At 65.8% G+C, this 25,052-nt stretch carries 19 protein-coding genes; 7 read left to right on the top strand and 12 right to left on the bottom strand.

Going from position 1 to position 25,052, the window contains the following annotated elements:
* Nucleotides 1-161: 161 nt before the first annotated feature.
* A complete protein-coding gene (locus AB4Y40_RS28010) occupies nucleotides 162-1,913 on the top strand; it encodes a SulP family inorganic anion transporter (RefSeq protein ID WP_368690613.1) in 1,752 nt (583 codons plus the stop codon).
* Between the two features lie 28 nt (nucleotides 1,914-1,941).
* The gene (locus AB4Y40_RS28005; protein ID WP_368690612.1) at nucleotides 1,942-2,622 is read left to right on the top strand and encodes a VIT1/CCC1 transporter family protein; all 681 of its coding nucleotides are present in this window, start codon (nucleotides 1,942-1,944) and stop codon (nucleotides 2,620-2,622) included.
* Between the two features lie 77 nt (nucleotides 2,623-2,699).
* Here AB4Y40_RS28005 and AB4Y40_RS28000 read toward each other — a convergent pair whose 3' ends face one another.
* The 4 genes from AB4Y40_RS28000 to AB4Y40_RS27985 all read right to left on the bottom strand — a co-directional run bounded on the left by AB4Y40_RS28000 (nucleotide 2,700) and on the right by AB4Y40_RS27985 (nucleotide 7,665).
* A complete protein-coding gene (locus AB4Y40_RS28000; protein ID WP_368690611.1) occupies nucleotides 2,700-3,767 on the bottom strand; it encodes a hypothetical protein in 1,068 nt (355 codons plus the stop codon).
* 359 nt (nucleotides 3,768-4,126) lie between these two features.
* A complete protein-coding gene (locus tag AB4Y40_RS27995; RefSeq protein ID WP_368690610.1) occupies nucleotides 4,127-6,028 on the bottom strand; it encodes a hypothetical protein in 1,902 nt (633 codons plus the stop codon).
* Nucleotides 6,029-6,288: 260 nt separating this feature from the next.
* On the bottom strand, nucleotides 6,289-6,837 hold the full coding sequence (locus AB4Y40_RS27990) for a DUF488 family protein (protein WP_368690810.1): 549 nt from the start codon (nucleotides 6,835-6,837) through the stop codon (nucleotides 6,289-6,291).
* Between the two features lie 120 nt (nucleotides 6,838-6,957).
* On the bottom strand, nucleotides 6,958-7,665 hold the full coding sequence (locus AB4Y40_RS27985; RefSeq protein WP_368690609.1) for a transposase: 708 nt from the start codon (nucleotides 7,663-7,665) through the stop codon (nucleotides 6,958-6,960).
* A gap of 21 nt (nucleotides 7,666-7,686) precedes the next feature.
* On the opposite strand from AB4Y40_RS27985, the gene AB4Y40_RS27980 reads away from it, so the two are divergent.
* Nucleotides 7,687-7,854 carry a hypothetical protein gene (locus AB4Y40_RS27980; RefSeq protein WP_368690608.1) on the top strand — a complete coding sequence of 56 codons (168 nt, stop codon included), beginning with the start codon at nucleotides 7,687-7,689 and terminating at the stop codon, nucleotides 7,852-7,854.
* A 164-nt stretch (nucleotides 7,855-8,018) separates the two neighbouring features.
* On the opposite strand, the gene AB4Y40_RS27975 is transcribed toward AB4Y40_RS27980, so the two are convergent.
* Nucleotides 8,019-8,966 carry an NAD-dependent epimerase/dehydratase family protein gene (locus AB4Y40_RS27975; protein WP_368690607.1) on the bottom strand — a complete coding sequence of 316 codons (948 nt, stop codon included), beginning with the start codon at nucleotides 8,964-8,966 and terminating at the stop codon, nucleotides 8,019-8,021.
* Entirely contained in the window at nucleotides 8,966-10,684 is a 1,719-nt protein-coding gene (locus AB4Y40_RS27970; protein WP_368690606.1) for an FAD-dependent oxidoreductase, read from the bottom strand. Before AB4Y40_RS27970 ends, AB4Y40_RS27975 begins: the two co-directional genes overlap by 1 nt.
* A 308-nt stretch (nucleotides 10,685-10,992) precedes the next feature.
* On the opposite strand from AB4Y40_RS27970, the gene AB4Y40_RS27965 reads away from it, so the two are divergent.
* Entirely contained in the window at nucleotides 10,993-11,817 is an 825-nt protein-coding gene (locus tag AB4Y40_RS27965) for a WecB/TagA/CpsF family glycosyltransferase (RefSeq protein WP_368690605.1), read from the top strand.
* Nucleotides 11,818-11,875: 58 nt separating this feature from the next.
* On the opposite strand, the gene AB4Y40_RS27960 is transcribed toward AB4Y40_RS27965, so the two are convergent.
* Together AB4Y40_RS27960 and AB4Y40_RS27955 are read right to left on the bottom strand one after the other, a co-directional pair.
* The gene (locus tag AB4Y40_RS27960; RefSeq protein WP_368690604.1) at nucleotides 11,876-13,318 is read right to left on the bottom strand and encodes an undecaprenyl-phosphate glucose phosphotransferase; all 1,443 of its coding nucleotides are present in this window, start codon (nucleotides 13,316-13,318) and stop codon (nucleotides 11,876-11,878) included.
* 654 nt (nucleotides 13,319-13,972) lie between these two features.
* Nucleotides 13,973-14,329: a DUF4148 domain-containing protein gene (locus AB4Y40_RS27955; protein ID WP_368690603.1), complete on the bottom strand. Its 357-nt coding sequence runs from the start codon at nucleotides 14,327-14,329 to the stop codon at nucleotides 13,973-13,975.
* Nucleotides 14,330-14,600: 271 nt separating this feature from the next.
* On the opposite strand from AB4Y40_RS27955, the gene AB4Y40_RS27950 reads away from it, so the two are divergent.
* From AB4Y40_RS27950 to AB4Y40_RS27940, 3 genes are read left to right on the top strand one after another with little or no spacing between them, the layout of a single operon-like run.
* The gene (locus tag AB4Y40_RS27950; RefSeq protein ID WP_368690602.1) at nucleotides 14,601-17,810 is read left to right on the top strand and encodes an efflux RND transporter permease subunit; all 3,210 of its coding nucleotides are present in this window, start codon (nucleotides 14,601-14,603) and stop codon (nucleotides 17,808-17,810) included.
* Nucleotides 17,811-17,819: 9 nt separating this feature from the next.
* Nucleotides 17,820-19,034 carry an efflux RND transporter periplasmic adaptor subunit gene (locus AB4Y40_RS27945; RefSeq protein ID WP_368690601.1) on the top strand — a complete coding sequence of 405 codons (1,215 nt, stop codon included), beginning with the start codon at nucleotides 17,820-17,822 and terminating at the stop codon, nucleotides 19,032-19,034.
* Between the two features lie 12 nt (nucleotides 19,035-19,046).
* Nucleotides 19,047-20,531, top strand: coding sequence for an efflux transporter outer membrane subunit (locus AB4Y40_RS27940; RefSeq protein WP_368690600.1), 1,485 nt, complete (start codon nucleotides 19,047-19,049; stop codon nucleotides 20,529-20,531).
* Here the strand turns inward: AB4Y40_RS27940 and AB4Y40_RS27935 are convergent.
* The 4 genes from AB4Y40_RS27935 to tssF all read right to left on the bottom strand — a co-directional run.
* A complete protein-coding gene (locus AB4Y40_RS27935; RefSeq protein ID WP_368690809.1) occupies nucleotides 20,506-21,921 on the bottom strand; it encodes a heavy metal sensor histidine kinase in 1,416 nt (471 codons plus the stop codon). The genes AB4Y40_RS27940 and AB4Y40_RS27935 overlap by 26 nt on opposite strands.
* A gap of 8 nt (nucleotides 21,922-21,929) precedes the next feature.
* A complete protein-coding gene (locus tag AB4Y40_RS27930) occupies nucleotides 21,930-22,607 on the bottom strand; it encodes a heavy metal response regulator transcription factor (protein ID WP_368690599.1) in 678 nt (225 codons plus the stop codon).
* A gap of 170 nt (nucleotides 22,608-22,777) precedes the next feature.
* Nucleotides 22,778-23,158 (bottom strand): type VI secretion system lipoprotein TssJ, encoded by a 381-nt coding sequence (gene tssJ / locus AB4Y40_RS27925; protein WP_368690598.1) that lies wholly within the window; start codon nucleotides 23,156-23,158, stop codon nucleotides 22,778-22,780.
* A gap of 146 nt (nucleotides 23,159-23,304) precedes the next feature.
* A partial coding sequence (gene tssF, locus AB4Y40_RS27920; protein WP_368690597.1) for a type VI secretion system baseplate subunit TssF occupies nucleotides 23,305-25,052 on the bottom strand: 1,748 nt, incomplete at its 5' end.

Genomic DNA, 25,052 nt, shown 5'->3' with positions numbered 1-25,052 from the left:
CGCAGTAGGACCAAAGTCCGATTGACGCTTGATCCACAACATGGGATTCGTCAAATTTCCGCTTCGGCACGTTGAATGCAGTAGCCCACGGGAAGGCAGCGGTGAGACATTCGACGTCGATGTGCGTCGGTAGTGTTTCTGTTCCTGGAGGCCACAGCATCATGCGCGATCAGTCCGCGTCGCACCGCAAATCCAGCTTTCGTCTTCCCGTGCTCGAATGGGTACGCGACTACCGGACAGCGTGGATCAAACCCGACATCGTCGCGGGCGTCACGGCGGCGGCTGTCGTGTTGCCGAAAGCGATGGCTTACGCGACCGTTGCCGGACTGCCGGTCGAGACCGGGCTCTACACGGCGTTCGTGCCGATGGTGATCTACGCGCTCTTCGGTACGTCAAGGCCACTGAGCGTCAGCACCAGCGCGACGCTGGCCATCCTGAGCGCGGCCGCGCTCGGTCAGGTTGCGCCCGATGGCAACACCGCCCAACTGGTCGTCGCGACCGCCACGCTCACGCTGCTCGTCGGCCTCTTCCTCGCGCTCGCTGCCTTGCTCAGGCTGGGGTTTGTCGCGAACTTCATTTCCGAGCCGGTGCTGACGGGCTTCAAGGCCGGCATCGCCATCGTCATCGTGCTCGATCAACTGCCGAAACTGATTGGCATTCACGTCGTGAAAGGATCGTTCTTTCATAACGTGTATGCGCTCGCTGCAGGGCTTCCCCATGCGTCGATGGCGACGGTTGCCATGGGCGCGCTGACGATCGTCGTGCTGGTCGCGCTCGAACACTGGTATCCGAAGTCCCCGGCCCCGCTCATTGCGGTGGCGCTCGGGATTGCGTGCGTCGCTTTTGCCGGCGTGCAGCGGTACGGCGTGGAGGTCGTCGGCGAGATCCCGACCGGACTGCCGTCGTTCGTGATGCCGGATCTTTCGCTGATCGGCGCGCTCTGGCCGGCGGCGGTGGGCATTGCCTTGATGAGTTTTACCGAAACGATTGCTTCAGGGCGCGCATTCGCGCTCAGCGGGGAACCCGTTCCGCTGCCGAACCGCGAACTGCTGGCGACGGGCCTGGGCAATGCGCTGGGCGCGCTGTTCGGCTCGATGCCCGCGGGCGGCGGGACGACCCAGACGGCCGTCAACCGGCTGGCCGGTGCGCATTCGCAACTGGCCGAACTCGCCACCGCGGCCGTGACGCTCGGCACCATGGTGCTGCTCGCGCCCGTCATCGGCCTCATGCCGCACGCCACGCTCGCTGCCGTGGTGATCGTCTATTCGATCGGCCTGCTCAATCCGGCGGACTTCCGCGCGATCCTCGCCATCCGGCGAACCGAGTTCGTCTGGGCGGTCGTGGCGCTGGTGGGCGTCGTGCTGCTCGGCACGCTGCAAGGCATTCTGATCGCCATCGTCGTCTCACTCGTCGCACTCGCCCATCAGGTCTCCGATCCCCCTGTGTACGTGCTGCGGCGCAAGCCCGGCACGAACGTATTCCGCCCGGTATCGGACGAGCATCCAGACGACGAGGACTTTCCCGGACTGCTGCTCCTGCGTCCCGAGGGACGCATTTTCTTTCTCAACGCCGCCAACATCGTGCACAAGATCATGCCGCTGCTCGCCCAGACGCGCCCCAGGGTCATGGCGCTCGATATGCGGGCCGTTTTCGATGTGGAGTACACAGCATTGAAGATGCTGACCGAGGCCGAGAAGCAATGTCGCGAGAGCGGGATCGAAGTCTGGGTGGTGGGCCTCAATCCCGAAGTCTTCGCCGTGGTCGAGAAGGCGCCGCTCGGCAGCGTGCTTGGACACGAGCGCATGTTCCTCAATCTCGAACAGGCGCTAGCCGCGTGGTGGGAAGCGCAGCATGCCATTTCGCGCGATGGCATATCGTCTGCCAGTCGCCATCCCGAACAGAGAACGCCATGACCGCTCATCTCCTCCTGTACGAGGCCATATGAATACCGCTACCCCGACACAGCAGACCACGTCTGAAAAGCGCGAGCCCATACTCAATACGGTCGAGCGCGTGACCGAACTGTGCTTTGGCCTGTTCATGGCGTTGACGTTCGTCGGCGCGGTCAAGGCGGTCACGGCGGGCGAGGACGCCGGCAGCAAACTGTTCTTCGCCGCCCTCGGCTGCAATCTCGCCTGGGGCCTCGCCGACGCCGTGATGTATCTGGTCCGCACGCTCGCGGATCGCGGACAGCGCCTGACGCTCGCCCTGACCGTGAAGCGCGAATCGGACCGCGCCGCAGCCGTGCGGGCGTTGCGCGCCGCGTTGCCGAGGGCGCTGGAGCCGCTCGTCGACGACGATGAACTCGAGCTGATTCGTGCGCGCCTCGCCGCAGAGCCTACGCTGCCGCCTCGCGCGCATTTCAGGCGCGACGACTTTCTTGGGGCACTGGGCGTTTTTCTGCTCGTCGTCATATCGACGTTCCCCGTTGCGCTGCCGTTTATCCTCGTGAGGGATCACACAGTGGCGCTCGTCGTCTCCCGCGTACTCACGCTCGCGATGCTCTTCACTGCCGGTTTCGCGCTCGGACGCTACACCGGCGCGGGCGCGATGAAAGCGGGCTTCGCGATGACGCTGCTTGGGATCGTGCTGACGATGGCGATCATTGCGCTCGGCGGCTAGCCATCAGGCAGCACGGATTCGTTATCCGCGGTCATCGGCAACCCGCACTGCGGTTGCCGATGACCGTCACCCCTGCTTTAGAAGTGGATTTCGGCCACGAACATCGGCACGGATGTCTGCGTCGTGCCCGGTTGTTCGGAAGCCGGCGTGCCGTACATGTTGTGCCAGTATTCGTAGCCAATACCCATGTACGCCGTGCGCGGATGGCCGGCGAACGATCCGACGTCCGCCAGCAGATACGCGCGGGTCAGGAACTCCGTCGTGGTATCGACTCCGGCGCCATCCTTCCCTTTCGGCCCGGTGACGCTTGCGAAGCCCTTGAAGACCAGAGGCACAGGACCGATACGGAAGTTGTAGAGCCAGGAACTCTCGAGGTGCACGGCGGGGTTGAAATGCACATCCACGTTCGTGATGCCGTCGTGATTGCTCTCGGTGCGAACGCCGAGCGTGATGTTCCAGAACCCGTTCGGTATGGCAAGGTCGATGGTGGGCCCGACAACCAGCATGCGGGCCCGTTGGCCAAAGGCATCGTTCTTGGTGCCGAATTCATAGCCGACCGTCAGGCCGAAGTCCCGCATGAAGCCATAGGAAAACGATCGGCCGAAAATCTTGCCGGCGCTGAAGGAGACACGGCCGACACTGTAGAGCTCCTGCGCGCCGCCCGGCCCCGGCGTGGGATAACCGTATTGATTGGTCGGACCCGCTTCGGGGTTCGCCATGCTCGATACGAGGTAATCGACGTTGAACGCGTAGCTGCCGAACCTGAAGCCGCCCGTGGTCGTCAGATAGCCGATGTTCTGCGTGATTTTGGCGGGTGCGCCGGCCTCGGTTCGCACACCGGGGTAGTAGAAATTGGTGCCGACGCGATAGCCGATATACGTGTCGTTCCACGAGGTCGGCGGCGTGTACAGTCCGGGCGGCGGCGAGAGCGGCGCAGTCACGGTGCTGGCCTGCGACAGCGTCAGCGGCGCGGCGGCCGAAACCGGCGTGGTGCTGGATGCCTTGCTGTCCGTCTGGGCAACCTGTGCCGGCTGAGCCCCGCCCTCTGCAGTCTGTGAGGGATCCGCTGCGTGTGCCGCACCGGCGAAGCAGCTGAGGACGGCAACACTTAACAGCGGCGTGCGGATAGCGATCGTTTTTTTCATGTCTCCTTCCATATTTTGTCGATATGCAAGATGCGGTCGATTGGCGACTCTCGATTTTTCGCACCGTCGGCAAAGCCTTGCGTTGGTCAACGTGGTAAAGCCTGCTGCGGTGGAGTGGAATGTATGCGATACCCGCGTGTATGCCTTTACACAAAAGTGATTTTCGCTGGCACTTTTTACTGAGAGCGGGTGAATATCCGGGTAAATCTCGACTCGCGCAGGACTCGAAAGTACCGGACGTTGAATCGCGCGATTTCATTGATCAGTACTGCCATGCGAATCCTGGTTGCGAGCAGCCGCAATAAAAAAGGCACCGCGCCTGAGCGCGGTGCCTTTGTCGATTAAACCTGCGGAGGGGCTTACTGTTTGGGAATATAAAGCGGCATCGAATCTTCCCAAAGCGTGTCGGTAATCGCACGCCGGTCGCTGCCGTCCGCATTCATCACCCAGTTCTGGCCGTCGGGCTGGAACGTGTCGTCGTAAAGCGAAAGCTCGTCGCGGAAGCCATACTCGCCTGAGCTGTAGGCAATGCGGCCGTCCCATGTCCAGGTTGCGTGGGCCTGATTCGAACCCGGCGGCGTGACGCGCTGCACATCCGTGCCGTCCGGGTGGATCGTGTACACGTCATAGTGGAACTTGTTGGGGTCAGTCGGGTTGACCTCCTTGCGCGTGAACACGATGCGCTTGCCGTCCGGCGACCAGCCTGGCAGGTTGTCCGGCTCGGTGGTCAGCACGGTGGTCTTGTGCGTCTCCAGGTCGAGAACGCGCAAGCCCTTGTCCGTATCGCTCCATACGCGGTAGACGACCCGGGTGCCGTCCGGCGAATAGCTCGGGAAGCCTGCGTTCTCTTTCCCGTCGGTCAGCACCTCCGGCTTGCCGTTCATGCTGCCATCGGCCTTGATGCGCATGATGCGGCCCGGCATGTGAGCGCGCGTGAAGAACCAGCCGCCCACGCCGAAGGCCACCCACTGCTTGTCCGGCGACCAGGTCGGCTCGAACGCGCCCGCCAGCCCCATCTTGATCATCTTCGGATCGAGGCCGCTGGTCGCGGGATCGTAGATATGGCGGGCGTCGGTGAAGTCGGCATTCGCAACGACGATCGACGAGCCGACCGCCTTCTCCGTGTACACGAGCGATTTGCCGTCGCGCGAGAGTTGCGGGAACACATCGACGAAACGGTAGTTCCATGCGGGATCGAAGCTGTAGAGCGGCGTGCCGTTCGGATGGAACGGCTTGTTGTACACCACCTTCTCGTAGACGACCTGCTTGCCGTCAGCCGAATAATGCGGCGAGCGGATGCCGCTTCCCGCCGTCGCGCGCGATTGGCCGCCCGTCGTATAGAGCCCTTCCTGAGCGCCATTCTTGATGTGATACGCGACGTCGGTTGCACCCACGTATTGCGGGAACACCTTGAATCCCGGCGTGTTCGTCAGTTCCTTGCGCTCGCCCGTCGCCACGTCGACCTGAACGATCTGCGTGTCGACCTTGCCGATCGCCTCGGGACGGTGCGCGCCCCAGGTCGATTCGACCGGCGTCTCATAGAACACCACGTGCTTGCCGTCCGCCGACCACGACGGCGAGCCTTCGGCGAAGCCAGCGCGGGAGGTGATCTGCCTGAAGCCCGTGCCGTCCGGATGGATCTCGTAGATGCTGCTTTCCTGGGTACGCTCCCAGCCGACCGGCAGGTTGTGGCCGCGCCAGTCGCTGCCGATATCCGACGACAGCGCGATCCACTTGCCGTCCGGCGACCACGAAGGCCGGAAGAAGCTGTGCGGCTTGTCCGGGTCGAACTTGATATCGCCGGTCACGTTATGCAACGCACCCGTCTTGAGGTTGAGCGTCCAGATGTTCGTCGTGCCCCAGCTGTCCTTGCCGCGACGCGACGACACGAACGCGATCAGATCCGGATCGGCCGGGTTGTAGACCGCCGCGTCGCTCACCCCGATCCAGTCGGTCAGGCGCTGCAGGCCCGTGCCGTCCACGCGCACGCGATAGAGGCTGGCATGGCCGAGACCGTCGCGCTCCGAGCTGAACACGATCCATTTGCCGTCCGGCGAAAAGGAGCCGTGATAATCGAACCCGTCGGACTGGATCAGACGGTGTTCGTCGCTGCCGTCGGCATTGGCGACGTAGAGCTCCGAGGTGCTCGGGCCGATGCGGTAAATCAGCAAGTCGCCCTTGGTGGCCGTCGCGGCGTCCGCGCCCGGAACGAGCGCCGCAGCGGCGGCAAGGGCGAGGCACGTCAGGATTTTATTTTTCATCTGAAGCGAAGAACGCACAGTACTAGTCTCCATTTTTTATCAGCGTCACAGCCACCCGTAAACCGCTGGACATCGGATTCGCTGGCAGAAAGATAGGTCCTGGGCGCGAAGCTGTCCCTACACAATTTTCAGATTCGCTGGCACTTTTTGGGAGCCGGGCAGCCGTAGCGGAAGCCGGACGAAGCGATGGCCGAGGCCGCGGATGCTGGCGCTTGCGGCCTGGCAGGCGGGCGTGCCGTAGACATCGCCCGGATGGCAATTCAGGTTTTCGCCTGGTTCGCCGGGGGATAGACGATCGACCCATCAGGACGAACGACCGCCCCCGCCGTCAGTTGCGCGGGTTCGTGCCGTTGCGCACTCATGATGTGTAAAACCGTTTCACCGCGCGCGATCAGATAGTCGGCGATGATGCGTCGGTGACACCGCCACCAGACGGCTTCCGAGCACATCACGGCACAGCGCCTGGCGCGCCCCTGTTCGATCAGATGATCGATGCCCGCGTGAAACGCCTCGGAAAGCGCGTAATCGGCGTAATGATGGAAGCTGCTGTTGATCCAGAAGCCATTGACGTCCGCGGAGACGGTTCGCGATTTTCCGCGCAGACCGCCGAGAACGGATTCGTGCTCGTATGAGATCTCGCAGGCCGCAAGCGCTGCGGGCAAGGTTTCCTCGTTGAATTGCGGGTTGGTTCTCGACCTCGGCATTTTTCTGACGTCGACGAGCATGCCGATGTCCGCACCCCTCAACAGCCCGATAAATTCATCGAGGGTGCGGTCGGAATGGCCGATCGTGAAGAATGGGAGATTCACTTCCCGCCTGCGCGTGAACAATAGCTGGATGACTCGCCGAGCGCTTATTATGCGCCTCCACGAAAGAGGCGCACGCTCGTGATTCCGCTCGCTGTGCAGCGGCTAGCCCTTCGTCGCTCGTCATGCGTGGGCGCTAGCCGGGCGAACCTTGCTCGGCCGGTCGCGCAGCAGCAATGGCATCAACCGCCGGTTGGCGGTCTGCGCCGCCCACTCGCAGTATGCAGCGCTACCGAGCACCCAGCCTTCGAGCGTCGCCCGCATCAGGTTGTTGACCTCGGCTTCGTCCAGAGGCTGCACGCCCAGATCGCGGTAGGACTCGTGGCGCTCGAACGGCGTATCGCCGAGCGCCCGGTAGAGCGGATGGTCCTTGATGAACCTGTCGACACGCAACCCGACGTGGTGCGTGTAGCTCGACCACGGATAGTTGCCCGGCTCGGCCACGAGGTGGTTGCGCACCGGCGCATGATCGATGACCTGGCTCGCGAGCAGGAAATAGCGGTCGGGTTCGATCACGGTTGCCCGGTACTCGCCACGCCACATCGCACCGCGGCGGCCATGGCGGCGGTTGAAAGTCTCGACATAGCGACGGCAAACCGCCTGCATCGCCATGGCCACGCTCGACTCGTAGGAAGGCGTGACGAGGAACTGCACCGCGTCGGGCATGAGCACCCACGCGTGGACTGCCAGATCGGCGACGCGCGCGGCGTCCGCGAGGCAGGCGAGGAAGTAGAGGTAGTCTCCTTCGTCGAGGAATGCGGGCCCTTTGAGCCCCTGCAAGATAACGTGCTGCGGTTGTTCTGGGACGTAGTGCCGTGCAAGCCGTGTCATGCTGAATTAACCGGAAATCCGATGTGGGGAAGCGATCCGACAGGTATCGATCGCCTGACGCTGCGTGAGTGGATCTACGCTCAAATTCTATGGGGCGCGCGCGTGCGTCTGCGTCGCGAACAGGCCTTTTTTATGGCCTCAATTCGCTGGTTTGCCGATTTGAGCGCATGCTTTTTATGCCGCCGTTGAATAGCCGTCGCGTCGCGATCCGGCACCACAAAGGCGTCGCAACATGAGGGTACGATGGTCGAAGCGGCTGCGGTTGCCGAATGTTGTTTGCAGGAGTCCGAACGATAACGGCAAGCCGAAGCCCGAGACTCCGGCGAACCGAAACCCGGACTAACCCGACCGGTTCAGTCGGCGCGCGACGCTGCCGCCACGAACGCTTCGGCCTGCAGCGCGACGCGCCACGGCGTCCACGTCATGTCAAACGCCTGTTCCGCGCGGCGCGCGTCGAGCCGGATGTCCTGTTGCCACAGCCGCGCGAGCGAAGGCGGCAGCGGCGGCGGCACCTTCACGCCACCCAGTTTCCGTCCGGCGATCCCGGCAATCTTCAGTGCGGGCGCCCACAGCTTCGTTTCGAGCGCAAGACGCCGCGCACCGATCCGCTCCACCGGCGTCGCCCCCAGAATGCGTGCGTATGCGACGAAGTACTCGTTCCAGCGCGGCGCCTGGGCCATCGCCAGGTTGTAGGCCTGAGCGTCCGAAGCCGGCGTGCGCAGCGCGGCCAGCGCCGCCCGCACGACGTCATCGATGTGAACGAGATTGCTGCAACCGTCGCCGGCAGCGCCGAGGTCGCCCAGGCGCCGCGCGCGCACCAGTTGCGCAATGCGCGCCGACCACTGCGGACTGCCGCCTCCGTAGATGCACCCCGGGCGCAATATCGTCAGCGCGGGCAGCGAAGCGAGCAGTCGTTCCGACTCGACCTTCGCATGGCCATAGGGGCTCACGGCGTCGAGCGCCGCCGCTTCGTCGATACGGCCTTCGGCGGCGCCGTACACCGCCATCGAACTGAAGTGGACCACCGGCAGCGGCGCACCGCGTGACGCCAGCGCGGCAGCCAGCGCGCGCGCATTCGCGACGATCGTCGCCGGCGCACCCGCCACGCAGTTGACCACGCCGTCCACGTCGGCCAGCGCGGCGGCGAGCGACGCGGGGTCCGCGGCATCGACACGGCGCAGGCCGCTTCCTTGCCGGCGCGAGGCGGCCACCGGCTCGGCCCACCCGGTACTGTTCAACGCTTTCACTAGATGGCGGCCGACGAAGCCGGTCGCGCCGAGAACGAGAATACGGGCTTTCATCACGCGGGTTCGGATTGGTTTGCGATGGGAACGGGCAGCGCGCCGAGATCGGCGGCGCCCTTGAGGTGTTCGGCGAGCCGCAGGGCGAGCGCGACGATGGTCAAGGTCGGATTCGCCTGGCCCGAAGTCGGGAACACGGCGGCGCCCGCCACATAGACGTTGTCCGCTTCGTGCAGCCGGCAGTCGGCATCGACCACGCTCGTGCGCGCGTCGCGCCCCATGCGCGCCGTGCCGATGTGATGGCCGCCATAGGCGCCGTAGCGCGTCATTTCGGCTTCGACCTGCGCGGGGTCGTAGCTGAAGCGGCCCACGCCCGCGCGCTCGACCTCGTGCGCGAGCGCGGCGAGCGCGCGGCTCACGGTCTCGACGTCCTGTTGCGTATACCGCCAGTCCACATGAATGCGGCGCAGGCCGAGCGCATCGGTTTCGTCGCCGAGCGTGACGCGGCTCGCCGGATTGGGCTCCTGCTCCGCATGGAAGTCGAGCGAGAAGCGCAGATTCGCGGGCCGCACGATCACCGAGGGGAACTTGCGCGCGGCCAGCGTGCGCCGCCGCAGCCAGTGCCACAGGAAACGCGCCGCGTTCGGCGCGTCGGCGACGACGTTCTTTGCGTGCGCGAGCGTGGAGCCCGCATAGCCTTCGGGTGCGCCGTCGTAGAGGCGCTTCGCGTATTCGTAGGGCACGATGCCGCGCGCGAGATACAGCGCGGAGAGGATGCCGTTGCCGTGCCCGGCGTCCGGAATGCGCGGATGATGCAGGCGCGCAATGAAGTTGCCCGCGCGCAGCGCGGCTTGCTGTTCCGGGCGCAGTGCGAGGCGGCGACGGCAATAGATGCCCTCTTCCGTCACCTCGTAGCCGTGCCAGACGGACTGTGCCGCCGCGAGATCGAGCGCGCCGATCGTGCCCGCGAGATGGCTCATGTAATAGCGGCCCACCACGTCGTGGGCGTTGCCGAGCCCCCGGCCGCTCGGCCCGGGGCTGTTGAGCAACAGACGCGGCACTTCGAGGCCGCCAGCCGCGAGCACGTAGGCGCGCGCGGCCACCTCGAACGTCGCGCCGCCCGTCGCGTCCTTTGTATTTAGCACGCGCACCTGGGCCGCGCCGACGCGCCGCGTCGAACCCGCCAGCATCGGCAGGCGGCACAGGTTCGCATGCTGTAGCACGCGCACGCGGCCCTTCGCGAGGCGCGCCCGGTAACGTTGACCGAAATCGGTCGGGCAGCTGAAGCGCTCGAGCGTGTGCGTCGAAAACACGTCGCTGGCAAAGCCGCCGATCATCGGACGCGGCGGCACGGCGAACGCGCCTTCGGCCGTATAGGCGAATTCGCCCGCTTCGCACAGCGCGTTGGCTTGCGGGTAGTGGCGCAGCACATCGGCGAAGGCGATCGGCCAGCCGCTGTGCGCGACGTAGGCGCGCGTCTCGAAGTCGAGCGCGTCGAGCGGCATGCAGCGGCCGCCCCACAGCGTGGTCGAGCCGCCGAAGCGGCGCACGCGGTAGTGGTCGGGCGGCGGATGCAGCGCCGCGTTCGCCACCGTGCCCGCGTACAGCTGCTGGGTGGCGGGCTCGGGCGCATCGCCGCCGCTCTCCAGCACGATCACGTCGAGCCCGCTCTCTTCCAGCGCGAGCGCGAGCGCAATGCCGGCGGCGCCGGCGCCCACGATGCACAGGTCCGCGTGCAGCGTCGTGCCGGCGGGAATCTCACGGGCGTCGGTGATCATCGTCTGTTACGTATGGGAAAGGGAAAACGGGCCGCGGCGATCGTAACCGATCGCCCGCGTGCAACCACCGGCGCCACCAGAGAAATTTCAGACGCATCCCGATTTTTGTCTCTAAAAAAACACTGTCGTATTACCCGACGCACCGACACAGCAGTAAGATTCTGTCTGAAGTCCAAAACGCCTTGGCAAAAGCCAGGAGACCAGAAAAAAACATAACGTACGTCGCATGACGGGGTGGCACGACGCCGGTTCAACGGGCGCCGTGCGTGGCTCTCGTCGTGTGCGCACGTCGGGGTCACAAAAACAAGATGAGCACGCCTTACATAACAGCGGCGCCGCAGGCGGCCGCACGGGGTGTCTTCAAGCCGAGCATTCCCTTGTTCGGTCTCAATATCGCCGCCGTGTCGTTCGACACCGCGCTCGACGTGCTTTGCACCGCCGCCTTGCAGCGCGACGGCCGGGCGCAGGTGGCGGTCACGCCGAACGTCGACCACGTGGTGCGTCTCGACACGCAGCCCGATCTGCAACGCCTTTACCGCACCGCCGACTTCCTGTTCGCGGACGGCATGCCCGTGGTCTGGGCGAGCCGCCTGTTCGGCGCGCCGCTGCCGGAACGCGTGACCGGCTCGGACCTGTTGCCCGCACTGTGCGAGCGCGCCCACGCAGCCGGCTGGAAAGTGGTGGTGGTGGGCGGCCGCCCGGGGCACGAAGCCACGCTCGTGGATGGCTTCGCGCAGCACTATCCGGGCCTCGACGTCGAGGTGATCGCGCCTTCCATGACGTTCGACCCGACCGGCCCCGAGGGCGATGCGGTGGCCGAACGCGTGCGCGCGGCCGCGCCCGATATCGTGTTCGTGTGCCTCGGCATGCCCAAGCAGGAACGCTGGGCCCTCCATCACGCGGGCAAGCTGCCGGGCGGCCTCATGCTGTGCGCGGGGGCGGCCGTCGAGTTCGCCGTCGGCCTGCAGCAACGCGCCCCCCTGTGGATGCAGCGCTGCGGTCTCGAATGGTGCTGGCGCATCAAACAGGACCCCGCGCGCCTGTGGCGCCGCTACCTCGTGGACGACCGCCGCTTCTTCGCCATCCTGTGGCGTCACTGGCGCATGGCGCGCGCGCAGCAGCGCGCGGCGTAACGCCGCCGATGCGAGCGCGGCCGGCTCACGTCCGGCCTCGTCTCGCGCGGCGCACGCTTCACACCGCATTGCGGCCCGAGACGATCGACGGGATCGTCTTCAGCAGGATCTGCAGGTCGAGCCACAGCGACCAGTGCGTGATGTAGTAGCGGTCGTACTCCACGCGGCGCTGCATCTTGTCGGGCGTGTCGGTCAAGCCGCGCAGCCCGTTGATCTGCGCCCAGCCGGTAATGCCCGGCTTCACGCTATGGCGCAGCATGTAGCCGGGAATCAGTTGCCGGTACTCTTCGTTGTGCTCCGCAGCGTGCGGACGCGGACCCACGAGACTCATCGAACCGCCCAGCACGTTGAAGAGCTGCGGCAACTCATCGAGCGAAGTCCGGCGCAGATAGCGCCCCACGCCCGTGATCCGGTCGTCGCCGCTGCGGGCCTGGCGCACACCCTGCTCTTCTGCGTCGCCCTCGTTGTACGCCGCGACGCGCATCGAGCGGAATTTGTGCACGACGATCGCCCGGCCGTGCTCGCCGTTGCGGCGCTGTTTGAACATCACCGGGCCCGGCGAATCGAGCCGGATCGCCAGCGCGATCGCGAGCATGACTGGCCACAGCAGCGCGAGCAGCAACGCGGCGCCGGCAAGGTCGACCGCGCGCTTGAGCATGCGCGAAAGGCCCAGAATCGGCACGTCGTGGAGCGCCAGCAGCGGCACTCCGGCGAGGTCTGCGCCGGTCGTCGCGACGTCTTCGAGGTAGCGCAGCTCGGGCACGAGATAGATCGCCGCCGTCGAATCGTAGAGGCGCGTCACGATGTCGGCCGTGATGTCCTTCACTTCCGTTGCGTCGGCGCGCGCCATTGCGGCCTGGTTCATCGCGAGGAACACGATCTCGTAGTCGTTCGCGTGGATGCGCGCGGCCGCGTCTTCATAGCGGCCGAGATAAGGCGGCAGCGCTTCGCCGTCACGCGGCACGGCGGGTGCGTCGTTGTAATAGCCCGTCACGTGAATGCCGAGAATCGGCGAACGCCGCAGGCGCAGGTTAAGCTTGCGCGCCTCGCTACCCATGCCGAAGAACACCGCACGGCGCAGATTGCCGGGCGCGTTGTTGACGCTGTGGGCCACGCCGCGCAAAACGGCCAGCCCGACGAGCTGCAGCGGCAGCGCGATGGCGGCCCACTGCACGACCAGCGAGCGCAGGGCCGTCGTGCCGCCGTCGCCATGCGTCACGAACAGCAGCACCATGAGCGCGACCGGCAGCCGGCACCAGCGCCATGCGCCGCGGCCCAGCATCCACCAGAGATGACGCGCGCTGGCGATCAGGTGAAAGCGCGCAAACACGACGAACGCGGCCACGGCGAACGCGCCGGTCAACGCACGCGTGTACGGCGTGTCGCCGGTCTGTCCGCGCAGCAACAACAGCGCGACGAGCGCGCCCGTATTGAGCGCCGCGCTGATGACACCGACCAGCGCCATAAAGAGGCGATGATGGTGGGTCGACTGGGTGGACATGACGGGTTCGGCCGGTATGTGCGACTGTTCGATACGCCTGATTGGCATGACGGCGGGATTAGACCGCGGGGGGAATGACCGTCTGCGCAAGGCGCAACAGCGGCAAGCGGCGCCAGACGATTCGCCGGAACGGCGAAACGCGAGACTCAAACGCTTGCGATTAAACACACGATCCGAACGTACGCGCTTTTTTTAAACATCGCGCGCGATTCGTAGTGCAAGACGGCCGCTCCCCGTCGGCCTGATGGCGCGGACTCCTGTTCCGGTGGCGCGAGTGGTCTGGGTTCGCGCCAATAGCCCGGAATGGAGAGCGGCCATCCCAATTCGCGCGTATCTTACCAGCGCATTATGAATTTGCGTGATCCGGAAAGATGACGCCGTAAAAACACGCGATATTGTGGTGAATTTGCCAATGCGGCTGATTTAACGCCGCCGTTATTAATGGGGCAGGTTCGCAGCTTTAATAAAAATGAATAACGCTTTTTTACGCGCGAATGGGGCGAATTACGTCCGCGCAAACGTTTGATCAAGCGAATCGAAATGCGCGGCGGCGCCCGGCGTTATCGCCGGGGCTGCTGCGCCGCGCTCGAGCACTCAGCGGCTCGCGCATTGACCCGCGCATTGACCCGCGCATTGACCCGCGCAGTGGCCCGCTCAGTGGCCCGCATAAATCGACCGCTCGCCGACGCTCGCCACGACCGGCGCACCCGCGTCCGAGCTGCCCGTCATCGCCACACCGCCGACCGCCGTGCTGCCGGGCGCGGCCTGCTGGGTCTTTTGCGCCTGCTCCTGCGCCACGATCGCCTCCGCGTGCTGAATGTCATCCGGGTAGTTGACGTCCTTGGCCACAGGACGATACCCCGCCTGCTCCACCCGCACGAGATCGGCGATCACCTGGGCGCGTGTGACCGGCGCGTTGGCGGGGTCGGCGGGGGTGGCGCTCTGTGCGAAAGCGGCAACCGGAGCGGCCAGGGCGCAGGCAACGAGCAATGTGCAAACGAGTGCTTTCATGATGTTCATCTCTCAAAGAATGGCCGCTGCATCGGGGAGATGCCGCCTCAGCCGCCCTCGGCAATATCGCGAAGGTTGACTGCATTCTGGTCGTGCGGCGCTGACCCAAAGCTGACCTGCTGATTACGAGTTCGTTATCTGGGCGCTACGCGCCCACGGCGGCCAACGTCCCCGCGCGGCAAAGATGACAAATCCGTAATGTCGAGGTCAGCACCGGGTAAGCGCGCCCTCCCGATACTTGCGCCACTCCTGCCTCAACCCGGACCCCGTCATGTGGATCGTAAAACTGGCGCTCAGACGGCCTTACACGTTCATCGTGCTGGCCGTACTGCTCTTTATCCTCGGGCCGCTCGCCATCATGCGCACGCCCACGGACATTTTTCCGAACATCAATATCCCGGTGGTCAGCATCGTCTGGACCTACAACGGCTTCTCCGCCGAGGACATGGCGCACCGCATCACCTCGAACTACGAGCGCGCGCTGACTTCGGACGTGGACGACATCGAGCACATCGAATCCCAGTCGCTCAACGGCGTGTCGGTCGTGAAGGTGTTCTTCCATCCGGGCGCCGACATCAACCGCGCGATTGCCGAAGCGGCGTCGAACTCCGCCTCGATCCTGCGCGTGCTGCCGCCCGGCACGCTGCCGCCGAACATCATCACGTACAACGCCTCCACGGTGCCAGTGCTGCAACTGGGCCTCTCTAGCGCGACCTTGCCCGAGCAGTCGCTTTACGACCTCGGCAACAGCTTCATCCGCACGCAGCTCGCGACCGTCCAGGGCGCGGCCGTGCCGTTGCCCTATGGCGGCAAGATTCGCCAGATCATGGTGCAGCTCGATCCGAAAGCGTTGCAGGCCAAAGGTCTCGCACCCGCGGACGTCGTCAACGCCGTGAACGCGCAGAACCTCATCCTGCCCGGCGGCACCGCGAAGATCGGCTCGCGCGAATACAACGTGGAAATGAACGGCAGCACGCAAACCGTCGCGGCGCTCAACGACCTGCCCATCAAGACCGTGAATGGCAGCGTGGTGTATGTGCGCGACGTCGCGCACGTGATCGACGGCTACGCGCCGCAAACGAATATCGTGCGCGCGGACGGCAAACGCGCCGCACTCCTTACCATTGAAAAGACCGGCAGCGCCTCGACGCTCACGATCATCCAGCAGGTGAAGGCCATGCTGCCGAAGATCGCCGCGGGCCTGCCGAGCGCGCTCAAGATCACGCCGCTCTCCGATCAGTCCGTGTTCGTGAAGTCGGCGATCTCGGGTGTGGTGCGCGAGGCGCTCATTGCGGCCTGCCTCACCGCCGCGATGATCCTGCTCTTTCTCGGCAGCTGGCGCGCCACGCTCATCATCGCCGTGACGATTCCGCTCGCCGTGCTCACGTCGCTCATCGCGCTCGCGGCGCTCGGCGAGACCATCAACATCATGACGCTCGGCGGGCTCGCGCTTGCGGTCGGCATCCTCGTCGACGACGCCACCGTCGCCATCGAAAACATCACGCATCACCTGGAGCGCGGCGCGCCGCTGCACGATGCCATTCTCAACGGTTCCGGCGAAATCGCCGTGCCGACGTTCGTCTCGACGCTCTCCATTTGCATCGTGTTCGTGCCGATGTTCCTGCTTTCGGGCGTTGCGCGCTATCTGTTCGTGCCGCTCGCCGAGGCCGTGGTGTTCGCGATGTGCGCGTCGTACTTCTTCTCGCGCACGCTGATTCCCACGCTCGCCATGTATCTGCTGCGCGCGCGCAAGCCTGACGCTGCACCCAGGCGCGGCATCGCGGGTATGTTGACGCGCTTTCAGGCGGGCTTCGAGCACTGCTTCGAAGCCGTGCGCAACCGCTATCGCGCGCTGCTTCAGGCCGCGATTGCGCAGCGCCGCCGTTTCGTCGTGCTGTGGGTCGCGCTCTGCCTCGGCTCGCTCGTGCTCGTGCCGTTCACCGGACGCGACTTCTTTCCCGCTGTCGATACCGGCGAAATCCGCCTGCATCTGCGCGCGCCCACCGGCACGCGCATCGAGGAAACGGCCCGTATCACCGACGAAGTCGAAGCGAAGATCCGCAGCGTGATTCCGCCCGCCGAACAAGCCGCAGTGCTCGACAACATCGGCGTGCCGGTGAGCGGCATCAACCTAACGTACGACTCCTCGGACCCCATCGGCCCCGAAGATGCGGACATCCTCGTTACGCTCGCGCCGAAGCACAAACCCACCGCGCAATTCGTGGCGAAGCTGCGCAACGTGCTCAACGCCGCGTTTCCGGGCGTGACCTTCGCGTTCCTACCCGCCGACATCGTGAGCCAGATCCTGAACTTCGGCCTGCCCGCGCCCATCGACGTGCAGATCGTCGGCAACAAGCTCGCGCAGAATCGCGTCGTGGCGAACCGCCTGCTCGACCAGATGCGCGGCGTCCGCGGCCTCGTCGACGCACGCATCCAGCAGCCCGGCGACGAGCCCACCATCAACGTCGACGTGGATCGCACGAAGGCCTTGCAAGCAGGCCTCACGCAGCACGACGTGGCGCAGAACCTGCTCATCGCGCTCTCGGGCAGCTCGCAGACCACGCCCAATTTCTGGCTCGATCCGAAGAACGGCGTGAGCTATCCGCTCGTGACCGAGGTGCCGCAATACGATATTCATTCGCTGCAAACGCTCGCCAATATTCCGCTGACGACGTCGCAATCGGTCACGTTCTCGCCGCAAAACCAGCTCGGCACGCTCGGCACGGTTTCGCGCAGCTCGCAGGAAGCCGTGGTCTCGCACTACAACGTGCAGCCCGTGCTCGACATCTTCGCGTCGACACAGGGACGCGACCTGGGCGGCGTCGCCTCCGACGTGAACCGCCTCGTGAACGCCGCGCGCGCGCAACTGCCGCCGGGCTCGTCGATCGTGATGCGCGGCCAGGTGCAGTCGATGAACGCCTCGTTCAGCGGCCTCGCAGCGGGCCTCGTGTTCGCCATCGCGCTCGTGTACCTGCTGATGGTCGTGAACTTCCAGTCGTGGCTCGATCCGCTCATCATCGTGAGCGGCCTGCCGGCCTCGCTCGCCGGCATCGCGTGGATGCTGTTCGTCACGCAAACCACGCTCAGCGTGCCGGCGCTCACGGGCACGATCCTCTGCATGGGTATCGCCACGGCCAACAGCATTCTCGTCATCAACACGGCGCGCGAGTCGCTCGCCGCGGGCATGGAGCCGCTCGCCGCCGCGCTCGACGCGGGCTTCAACCGCTTTCGCCCCGTGCTCATGACGGCGCTCGCCATGCTGATCGGCATGCTGCCGATGGCGCTCGGTCTCGGCGACGGCGGCGAACAGAACGCACCGCTCGGGCGCGCCGTGATCGGCGGCCTCGCGATCGGCACGCTCTCCACGCTCGTGTTCGTGCCGGTCGTGTTCGGCATGGTGCATGGCTGGCTCGCGCAACGCCGCGCCGCGCGCGATGCCAGCAACGATGCGCAAGCCAGTGCAACCACTCACGTTGAATAAGGATTCCAGATGAAATCGCAGACACCGCACGAAGAACGCGATGCCGCGGCGCCAACCGCAACGCGAGGTCGCTCGGCTGTCGTCGTCGGCCTGACCTGCCTCGCCATCGCCGCGACGCTCCTCACGGCGGGCATCGTGCCGCGCCTCGAGGCGCGCACGGCGCAAGCCCGGCAGGTCGCGGCACAGCGCGAGCTGATCGTCTCCACGCTCACGCCCACGCGCGCACCCGCCACGCAAGACCTGTTGCTGCCCGGCTCGGTGATGTCCTGGGCCGACGCCTCGATCTACGCGCGCACGAGCGGGTACGTGCAGCACTGGTACACGGATATCGGCGCGCATGTGAAGGCGGGCCAGACGCTCGCGCAGATCGACACGCCCGAACTCGACGCGCAGCTCCAGCAGGCGCGCGCCGACGAAGCCACCGCACAGGCCAACTATCGCTTCGCCAGCAGCACGGCGCAGCGCTGGCAGACGATGCTGCAGACGCAATCGGTTTCCGAGCAGGACGCCCAGGCGAAAACGAGCGACGCCGCCGCGAAACTGGCCACGCTCCAGGCGGCGCAGGCCAACGTGGCGCGGCTGCAGGAGCTGGTTTCCTATCAGAACGTCACGGCGCCTTTCGACGGCGTCATTACGGCGCGCAACGTGCAAGTGGGCGCGCTCGTCACCGCGGGCGGCACGCCCGGCCTCGCCACGATGCCAGGCGAGTTGTTCCATATCTCCCAGACCGACCGGCTGCGCGTGTACGTGGACGTGCCCCAGGACGACGCGAGCCTCGTCACGCCGGGCACGACCGTCTGGCTGACGACGCAGCAATATCCGGGGCGCCGCTTCGAGGCGAGCGTGGCGCGCAGTGCGAACGTGATCGATCCCGTGAGCCGCACGTTGCGCGTGGAAGTCGATGTCGACAACCACGACGGCGCGCTGATGCCCGGCGCCTACGCGCAGGTGCATCTTGCGTTCACGGCGGCCGCGCCCGCGCTCGAACTGCCCGTGAGCGCGCTGCTGTTCCGCCCCGACGGCGTGACCGTCGCGGTGGTGGATGCAAAGAATACGGTGCAATTGCGCAAGGTGACTATCGGCCGGGATTTCGGGACTTACGTGGAAATCGCCACCGGACTCGCGCCGGCCGATCGCGTCATCAACAATCCCGGCGACGCCATTGCCAGCGGCCAGAGCGTGCGCGTGGTCGCGGCTTCGACGGCTACGCAAGCGAACGCGTAAGTGAGGCTCATCATGTTCGAACACCCTCTTCCATCGCTTCGCCGGATCGTCGTCGCCTGCACGGTGGCATCGCTCGCGGCGTGCATTACGCTGCCGCATTACAGCACGCCCTCGGCGGACGTACCCGAGCACTACGCCACACAAGCAGTGCAACCCGCAGCGGCGCCCGGCTGGAGCGTCGCCGCGCCCGCCGACGCCAAATCGCGCGGCCCATGGTGGACGCTCTTCGGCGACGACGACCTCGACCAGCTCGAAGCCCGCGTCGACGTGTCGAACCAGACCGTGCGCCAGGCCGTCGCCAATCTCGAAGCCGCGCGCGCGATGATCGACTATCAGCGCGCGGGCTATGCGCCGACCGTCACGGCAGGCGTGGCGGCGCAGCGTTACCGGACCTCGCAGAATCTCGTCGACCATTCGCTCGCGGGCAAGACGATTCCCGATTATTCGACGGGCCTCACGGCAAGCTGGGAACCCGACCTGTTCGGGCGCGTCAAGGACGCGACCACCCAGGCGCACGCCAACGCCCAGGCCACGCAAGCCGACCTCGAATCGGTGCGCCTTTCGGTTGCGAGCCAGCTTGCTACGGATTACTTCGATTTGCGCTCGCTCGATCGACAAAAGAAGCTGCTCGACGACACCGTGACCGCCTACACGGCCGCGCTACACATCGTGCAGCAGCAGCTCGCCGATGGCGCGATCGACGCCTCCGCCGTCGCCCAGGCGCAAACCCAGCTCGAAAGCGCGCGCACGGCGGACAGCGACATCGACGTGCAGCGCGCGCAGCTTCAGCACGCCATCGCCACGCTGACCGGCGTGCCCGCTTCGACGTTCAGCCTGCCGCCGCGTGTCGATCCTGCCGTCGTGCCGTCGATTCCCGCGGGCGTGCCCTCCGCGCTGCTCGAACGGCGTCCCGACATCGCGGCGGCCGAGCGGCGCGTGGCCGCGGCCAATGCCGGAATCGGCGTAGCGCGTGCGGCCTTCTATCCCGACCTCACGCTCTCCGCGACGGCGGGCCTCGAAAGCACGTTCTTCGCGCCGTGGCTCAGCGCGCCGAGCCTGTTCTGGTCGCTCGGCTCGCAACTGGCGGGCACGCTCTTCGACGGCGGACGGCGCGACGCCACGCTCAAGGGCGCGAACGCACAATACGACGCGGCCGTGGCCGGCTACCGGCAAACCGTGCTGACGGCGTTCCAGCAAGTCGAAGACAACCTGAGCGCGCTCGACACGCTGGCGAGCGAAGCGCAAAGCCAGCAGCGCGCCACCGCCGCCGCGCAACTCTCGCTCAAGCTCACCACCAACCGCTACCAGGCGGGCGCGGTGAACTATCTCGATGTCGTGACGGCGCAGACCATCGCGCTCTCGAACGAACGCAACGAAGAGCAGATCGCGGCAAGAAGGCTCGATGCGAGCGTGCATCTGCTGGAGGCGCTCGGTGGCGGCTGGGACCGCGCGGCACTGAGCGACCTGAGCGCTAAAAGCGGGCGAACGTCAGGATGAACCGCGTGCTCGCCGCATCGCTTTCCGCGCGCGCCGAGCCGCCGTGCAGCGCCATGATCGTGCGCACGATCGCGAGCCCCAGACCTGCCGAAGCTCCCGCGCGCGCCTCGCGGTGGCGCGACGCATCCGCGCGATAGAAGCGGTCGAAAATGCGCTCCAGCAGCGCGGCTTCGATGGGCGGGCCCGGATTGGCTACCGTGATCTCGACGGCCGTTGACGTCTGCGCGACGCTCAGCGTGATCGCCGCGCCACGCGGCGTATAGCGCAGCGCATTGGCGAGCAGGTTGCCCACGGCGCGCCGGAACAGCTCCTTGTCCGCGCGCAGGCGGCCCTCGCCCTGCACGCGGATTTGCACGCCGGCCTCGTCGGCGAGACCTTCGAAGTAGTCGGCAATCTGCGTGAGCGCTTCGTGCACGTCGAACTCCGCGAGCGTCGTCATGAACTGCGGGTGCTCCGCGCGTGCGAGAAAGATCACGCTTTCGATCATGCGCGAAAGCCGTTCGCATTCCTCCAGATTCGATTCGAGCAACGCCTCGTATTCGGCCGTGGTGCGCTCTCGCGCGAGCGCCACTTCGTTCGCGCCGCGCAGGTTGCCGAGCGGCGTGCGCATGTCGTGCGCGAGATCCGCCGTGTATTGCGACATCCGCTCGAAGCCGCCGTGCAAACGGTCGAGCATGGCGTTGAGCGATTTCGTGAGTGCTTCGAGCTCGCTCGGCGCGCGTTCGACTTCGATGGGGGTATCGAGCCGGTCGACCGTGACCGTGGCCGCGCGCGCCGCCATCTCGCGCAGCGGGCGCAGCGACTCGCGCACGAGCAGCCAGCTCATGAGGAACGCGAGCAGCATGCCCGCCAGGCCGAAGCCGTAGAGCCGCTCGCGATAGTGATCGAGCAGCCGCCAGCGATCGGTCATGTCGCGTGCGATGACGATGGTGACGGGCGTGCCGTCCGCCAGCGCGGCGTCGGTGGCGAGTCCGCGCACGGGTACGCCGCGCGCGTTGCGCCACGCCACCACGTCGCCTTCGGTAATGCGTTGCGTCGGCGGGAGGCGCCACGCGAGCGCCGCTTCCGGAAACCCCGCGTCCGCGATGCCCGCCGTGTTGTGCTCGACGAGTTGCGCACCGCCGGCGCCGAGTATTTCCATGGAAAGCGCGGGGTTGCCGAGCACCTGGCTCGTGAGGCGCTCCGCATGGTCGCGCACGTCGTGCTCGTTGTGCAGCTCCTGCGCGAGGCGGCGCGTGTGCCGCGAAATCAGCACGATATCGAGGTCGTCCTGCTGCTTCACTTCGCGGTCGAGCGTGAAATAGAGCGTGCTGCCCACGAGCGCGAATACCGCGAGCGTGGTACCCGCGAAACTCAGCGCGAGGCCGGTGGCGAGCGAGCGCACAGCCATGCGCGGCATCAGGCATTCCCTTTGATTTCAGCGACGTAGCCCACGCCGCGCACCGTGTGGATCAGCTTGACGTCGAACGCGTCGTCCACCTTCGCGCGCAGGCGGCGAATGGCAACTTCCACGACGTTGGTGTCGCTGTCGAAGTTCATGTCCCACACGTAGGAGGCGATTTGCGTGCGCGTGAGCACTTCGCCCTGGCGGCGCACGAGCAGTTGCAGCAGCGAGAACTCCTTCGGCGTGAGGTCGATGCGCGTGGCACCGCGCTTCACGCGCCGGCGCGTGACGTCCACTTCGAGGTCGCCGAGCAGCAGCACGTCGCTCTCGCGCGGTGGGCCGCGGCGGGCCAGCGTGCGCACGCGCGCGAGCAGTTCGACGAAGGCGAACGGCTTGACGAGGTAGTCGTCCGCGCCCAGCTCGAGGCCCTTCACGCGGTCGCTGATATCGTCGCGCGCGGTGAGGAACAGCACCGGCGTGGTGTGTGTGGCGCGCAGCGTCTTGAGCACCGTCCAGCCGTCCATTTCGGGCAGCATGACGTCGAGCACGATGACGTCGTACGCGGCCTCTTTCGCGAGAATCAGGCCTTCCGCGCCGTCCACGGCCACGTCCACGGCATAGCCGGATTCCTCGAAGCCCTTCTTCAGATACGCGCCGGTCTTCGGCTCGTCTTCGATCACAAGAATGCGCATCGCCGTTCAGTTCTGAGTGGGTCCGGGTCAATTGTATGCGTTGTGCCGGTTGGTGCGCGTGGGCGTGACACCTGGCAGTGTGCGTCCCCGTGCGATACCGGCCCGTGGCTTCGTCGAGCGCCGGTTCCAGCGCGGCCAGCGCATGACTATCATCCATCAGTGCAGAGACTTCATCGGTGCTCCGAGTCGATTTCCAGCGTGCGCTCCGCTGCCACCAGCCTCACCGGGTCGGTCTTCTTCCACTGCGATTTCGGCACCAGTACGGACCATTCGGTGTTCGCCGTGTCGCGAAAGAACGCCGCTACGGCTACGTAGTTCGCCGCTTCGCCAATCGGCTTCGACACCTTCAGCGTCTGCCCCGGTCCCAGCGTCACGTCCCGGCTCCAGAGCGTTGAGGCCTTCAGCGCATCGTTACCCTCCAGCAGCTGCGCATAGGTCGCCGTCGCAAAGGGCTGGTCATCCTTGAGCTGATAGATCCGCAGCACGACCGGCAGCGAAGCGCCGCGCACGTCCTGGTTCAGCGCGCCGCGCGCCGTGATGACAAGATTCATCTATTCGACCTTCGTCTCGAACACCGCGCGCGCGGCATGCACGGTTCCGTCCTTGACTGACTGCCACATACCGCACGCCGAAACCGACAGCGCGAGACCTGTGGCGAGCGCACCCCGCACGATTCCGGTATGGATCCCAGCACGCATCAGAATGGTGCCCCCTTAAAGTCGGTGCGTGGATAGACCGTCTCCTTGCCGTCGATGGTGAGTACCACTTGCATGGAACATGGCGCGCTCGCGTAGCGTCCCAGGAAGTGGTTCAGCACGTCACCGAACAGGATAGCGTCGCCCGGCCCGTCGAAACCGCCCGCGTCGAGGTCGACGTGGATGCGCACGATCCGCAGGACGTAACCATGCTGCAGGATCTGCTGGTCTTCCGAGAAATGCACGGTCCGGATCGCGTCGATGCGCTGCGGTACCGCCTCGTCAGGCGTCCAGTCGTAGAGTTCGAGGATCTCGCGCAGTACCGGCGCGCCTTCCATCAGCATCCGGTTGAATTCATTCGCACCATTCGCGGCGTAGTGCCCAAGCACGCGCCAGTCGTAACCCGGGTAGTAGCGCGGCGGATACTGCGGCAGGCTCGGCTTTGTCACATTGTGCACCAATGCGATGCCGGTAAAGCCCGTGACCGTTTCCGTGATCGTTGCCTCCGCAAGCGCCATGCGCGGCAGACGTCCGTTGTTCGCGAGCGCACGCACCGTGACATGGCGGTCGGGCCGTGGACGCGCCTCATCGTCCGGTGCGTGGCGGTACGTCCCGGCCCAGAGCTGCCCTGAGAGGGTCACCCACAGCTCCTGCCCCAGCACGCCATAGCGCGTCGAGGTACGGAAGTACCGTTCCGGCTTCTCGTAGTGCAGCATCCATCCGCGATGCCTGAAACTGCTGAACGGCCTGTAAGCGTACCGTGCGCTGCCCTCCGGGTCTGCGGCGGTCACCTCAAGCAGGTCGTAGGGCTCGACGTGGCTCTCCACGGCGGGATGCACGCGTACGCGGTGTTCCCTGTCATGCCAGTCGGCGGGCTGCAGCGGCCGTGCATCAACCTCGAACAGGTTGATCACGGGCGTGCAGAAGAGGCGAAAGCTCTCGCGCCCTACCGGTTGGTCGCCAGGCATACGCCCGTCCAGTTCGATCTCGAGGATCATGCGCGTTTCGCCCGCCGGCACCATCGAGCTGTCGAAACCGCACAGGTCGACGAAGTGGAACTTCTGCGGGAAGACGAAATATTCCAGCAGCGTCTGTTCGCGGTCGAGTTCCTGGTCGCGTTTCGGGTCCAGGACCGGCCACAGCCGCGTCGACGGGCCAAACCCCGCTGGCTTGAAATGCACCCCGTCGAGCGGTACCAGCGCGCCGTCGCGTACCGAGGGCAGGCGCAGGCCAATGGCGGCGATCTGGCGCGTCAGTGCAGCATACAGCGCGGCGGCGGCGGGCCTGTCGCCATGCAGGTAGAGGCGGATGCGCGACAGGTCGGTATGCTCGCGCTGGTCGCCGAACCAGAGGCCGAACGTCAGGCGGATAACCGTACGCCCGTCGGGGCGTACCGCGAGGACCGAGTCCTCAACCGAAAGCGGCAGCAGATCGACTGCCTGCGTCGTACGGAACGGGCACTGCACCCCGTCGGGGCCGACGGGCGCCGAGCGCACCACGGCCCCGGCGGGAATCTGTGCCACCTTTGCGCCCCGGTTCAGGGGCGCGCACTCGATGATCGACAGCGATGGAATCGCCCGCGCCATGTGCTCGAACATGTTATCGAGCAACGGATCGGTCAGCTCCTGCATGCCGTCGTCGAGTTTCATGCGCAATTGCGCCATCACGAATGCGAAGGCTTCGTTGACCGCACGGACCTGGTCGTTCTCCTGGCCGTACTGCATGCCCAGGCGCCGCGCGGCCTCGGGCT

The sequence above is a fragment of the Paraburkholderia sp. EG287B genome, from assembly GCF_040965595.1.
In the GTDB taxonomy this organism is placed as follows: Bacteria; Pseudomonadota; Gammaproteobacteria; order Burkholderiales; family Burkholderiaceae; genus Paraburkholderia.
Note: the sequence above shows the minus strand (reverse complement) of the source record. Positions and strands in the feature narration are given on the sequence as shown.

Coding starts and splice junctions, on each gene's coding strand:
- AB4Y40_RS27995 (WP_368690610.1), bottom strand. CDS start 6,028: ATGAAAAATAAAATCCTGACGTGCCTCGCCCTTGCCGCCGCTGCGGCG.
- AB4Y40_RS27985 (WP_368690609.1), bottom strand. CDS start 7,665: ATGACACGGCTTGCACGGCACTACGTCCCAGAACAACCGCAGCACGTT.
- AB4Y40_RS27955 (WP_368690603.1), bottom strand. CDS start 14,329: ATGAAAGCACTCGTTTGCACATTGCTCGTTGCCTGCGCCCTGGCCGCT.
- AB4Y40_RS27945 (WP_368690601.1), top strand. CDS start 17,820: ATGAAATCGCAGACACCGCACGAAGAACGCGATGCCGCGGCGCCAACC.
- AB4Y40_RS27935 (WP_368690809.1), bottom strand. CDS start 21,921: ATGGCTGTGCGCTCGCTCGCCACCGGCCTCGCGCTGAGTTTCGCGGGT.
- AB4Y40_RS28000 (WP_368690611.1), bottom strand. CDS start 3,767: ATGAAAAAAACGATCGCTATCCGCACGCCGCTGTTAAGTGTTGCCGTC.
- AB4Y40_RS28010 (WP_368690613.1), top strand. CDS start 162: ATGCGCGATCAGTCCGCGTCGCACCGCAAATCCAGCTTTCGTCTTCCC.
- AB4Y40_RS27950 (WP_368690602.1), top strand. CDS start 14,601: ATGTGGATCGTAAAACTGGCGCTCAGACGGCCTTACACGTTCATCGTG.
- AB4Y40_RS28005 (WP_368690612.1), top strand. CDS start 1,942: ATGAATACCGCTACCCCGACACAGCAGACCACGTCTGAAAAGCGCGAG.
- AB4Y40_RS27970 (WP_368690606.1), bottom strand. CDS start 10,684: ATGATCACCGACGCCCGTGAGATTCCCGCCGGCACGACGCTGCACGCG.
- AB4Y40_RS27980 (WP_368690608.1), top strand. CDS start 7,687: ATGTGGGGAAGCGATCCGACAGGTATCGATCGCCTGACGCTGCGTGAG.
- tssJ (WP_368690598.1), bottom strand. CDS start 23,158: ATGAATCTTGTCATCACGGCGCGCGGCGCGCTGAACCAGGACGTGCGC.
- AB4Y40_RS27975 (WP_368690607.1), bottom strand. CDS start 8,966: ATGAAAGCCCGTATTCTCGTTCTCGGCGCGACCGGCTTCGTCGGCCGC.
- AB4Y40_RS27960 (WP_368690604.1), bottom strand. CDS start 13,318: ATGTCCACCCAGTCGACCCACCATCATCGCCTCTTTATGGCGCTGGTC.
- AB4Y40_RS27940 (WP_368690600.1), top strand. CDS start 19,047: ATGTTCGAACACCCTCTTCCATCGCTTCGCCGGATCGTCGTCGCCTGC.
- AB4Y40_RS27965 (WP_368690605.1), top strand. CDS start 10,993: ATGAGCACGCCTTACATAACAGCGGCGCCGCAGGCGGCCGCACGGGGT.
- AB4Y40_RS27930 (WP_368690599.1), bottom strand. CDS start 22,607: ATGCGCATTCTTGTGATCGAAGACGAGCCGAAGACCGGCGCGTATCTG.